At 38.9% G+C, this 1,753-nt stretch carries 3 protein-coding genes; 2 read left to right on the top strand and 1 reads right to left on the bottom strand.

The annotated features are described in order from the left end of the window. A partial coding sequence (locus FKM52_RS21850) for a gp53-like domain-containing protein (protein ID WP_425462656.1) occupies window positions 1-371 on the top strand: 371 nt, incomplete at its 5' end. Between the two features lie 452 nt (window positions 372-823). Beyond that, the gene (locus FKM52_RS21355) at window positions 824-1,297 is read left to right on the top strand and encodes a tail fiber assembly protein (protein ID WP_141178099.1); all 474 of its coding nucleotides are present in this window, start codon (window positions 824-826) and stop codon (window positions 1,295-1,297) included. A 109-nt stretch (window positions 1,298-1,406) separates the two neighbouring features. Here the strand turns inward: FKM52_RS21355 and FKM52_RS21770 are convergent. Beyond that, window positions 1,407-1,753, bottom strand: a 347-nt coding sequence (locus FKM52_RS21770; protein WP_425462655.1) for a gp53-like domain-containing protein, incomplete at its 5' end; no start/stop codon positions are given.

Genomic DNA, 1,753 nt, shown 5'->3' with positions numbered 1-1,753 from the left:
TTGGTTTGGGGGAAGCGGCAAGAAGGGAGGTTGGGACCGGAATGACGCAACTTCCGGATATGACTGCTTTTCCATCCCTTTTAACAAGCAACGGATGGTCGAGATTGCCTTCTGGTTTATTAATACAATGGTTAACTGTGACATCTCCTACAATGGAAATATTAGGAGGGACCGTTGACACCGTGCCCTTTTCTTGGCCAATTGTATTTCCTACCGCTTTGTTAAGTTTCTCAAATTCAGCACAAACTTATGTACAAGCTGTCCGAAGCATCGAAAGGGTAACAGTAAAAGGAGCAAATTTGCTATTGACTCCTCATAGTGGGAATATAGTAAGAAATCCAATAACAAAAATTATCGCGTTAGGTTATTAAGTGTATAAGTTAAGGTTGGTTGATAGATAAAAATATTTAAATTTAAAATAAAATCATAATCTCAGTAGAAAGAATACATGTTACAACCAGCATGTATCCGACCCGATAGAAACTAGAAGTTTATTTACTGTTAATAGATCAACCTAAGCGCAAAAGATGACAGTAAATTACCCTATTCCATTTTAGGGCCTTGTTTAGGAATTTGATTTTATTTTCAAGCTAAAGATCCAAATCAGCATTTTTGTGGAGTATTTAACCATACTTTTATTCTGCCTTCCTTTGTTGCACCGGTGGTTACTCCTACCGTGAGGACGGTTTACTTTCGCGCGCTGGGATATTAGGGTCCGTCCTTTTTCTGACATGTTGTTTGGTGTAAGAAACAACAGCTAATTGTTATCCGCCTTAAGGAAACAGCATAATATATCTAATACTACTTTAGTGGAGGATTTTTGATGAACTATTGGTTTAGCCCCAAAAATAATGCTTTTTATCCTAAGGCCCTCAAAGAAGCATACATAAGCGCAGGAACGCTTCCGGATGATTTAGTAGAGACTACTGAAAAGGTATTTATTGAGTTTTCCGGTATGGCGCCTGCTGGAAAAGCACGAAGTGCTAACGATAAAGGACTACCGTGCTGGGTCGACCTACCTGTAGTTGATGTAACTATAGATGAGTTAAAATCCGGAGCCAGAAAGTTACGTGATAGCTTTATATTATCAACAGACAGAATGTTGGTGGAAGATTACACCATTAATGATATTCCACTATCCTACGAACAACGGAAAGAATTAATAAAAATTCGGGCCAACTTCAAAAGCTGGCCTAACGAGGAGGGGTGGCCGCGGATCGAGCTCCCATTTATCCCTTCATGGATTTTAACTGAGGCAGTTAAACATGGTTATGTAGTTCCTGTTTGGCCTAATTAAAAAAAGCCCGGAAGGGCTTTTTTATTACAGTATAATCAATCGATTTATTTTCCTTATTTCTAAGATAACTGGCCTATATACTCATAAAATAAAATTTCCTTATACTATTTTAATATCCTATAGCCAGATAAACAAACGATCCAATTGAATCGGCAGGAAGAGATGCCGCCCATCCCAGTTCAGTTTTTGTTGTTGTTTTTATATCCCATGCCAGATTTGCTGTTCCAATATTACCACCAGAAATAGCATCGATTGGCAATGCTATTAAGCATGTTGTAGGAAATGCAACAGGAAATAAAATAGTTCCCGCTTTTTCTGTGCCATTTATCACCGGTGTAGCCCATTGTAAAATAATTTTCTGCTCTGCTCCGTTAATAAATGCCGGTATTGATAAATACCCTGGCGTCGTAACTGTTGCCTCAGCAGCCCCTAGCTTCACTGCTTCCCCCAAACCAA

It is taken from the genome of Mixta tenebrionis, assembly GCF_006517625.1.
GTDB classification, from domain to species: Bacteria; Pseudomonadota; Gammaproteobacteria; order Enterobacterales; family Enterobacteriaceae; genus Mixta; species Mixta tenebrionis.
The sequence above is the reverse complement of the archived record's forward strand: the minus strand, read 5'-3'. Positions and strand labels throughout refer to the sequence as shown.

What these genes read in the sequence shown, in the direction of transcription:
- FKM52_RS21355 (WP_141178099.1), top strand. Translation starts at nt 824, where the DNA reads ATGAACTATTGGTTTAGCCCCAAAAATAATGCTTTTTATCCTAAGGCC.